Here is a 364-nt window from a genome sequence, read left to right as displayed (position 1 = left end):
TTTCATGCGACTCACTGGACGAGTGCTGATCGCTGTTCGCAGCGGCTGCCAAACAAGCGACCAGGTCCGCGAACGCATCGGCATGGGCACGCCGCGCACGATCGCGAATGCCCTGAGAGACCTGCACGCCGCTGGCGACATCGAATCCAACAGAAAGCAGGGCAACCGGAACGTCTGGGCGCAGATGTCCAGAAATCGCAAGATTGGCCCGCAGCCGACGCTGGTCAATCGGTTTCTGATGGCGCCTGCTGGAGTGGTGCCCGCAGAGGAGACCCCATGAACAAATACAACCGCAACATCCACGGCGTCACGCTCGACGTGTACGACGTCCTGTACGCGTTCGGCGTGACCAACCCTGCTGATG

General features: G+C 61.3%; 1 protein-coding gene. It reads left to right on the top strand.

Annotated elements, in window-relative coordinates:
• Nucleotides 1-280, top strand: a 280-nt coding sequence (locus ASV53_RS25775) for a hypothetical protein (protein WP_189337985.1), incomplete at its 5' end; no start/stop codon positions are given.
• Nucleotides 281-364: the final 84 nt, after the last annotated feature.

Origin of the sequence: Photobacterium sanguinicancri (genome assembly GCF_002265265.1) — a bacterium.
GTDB lineage: Bacteria > Pseudomonadota > Gammaproteobacteria > Enterobacterales > Vibrionaceae > Photobacterium > Photobacterium sanguinicancri.
Note: the sequence above shows the minus strand (reverse complement) of the source record. Positions and strands in the feature narration are given on the sequence as shown.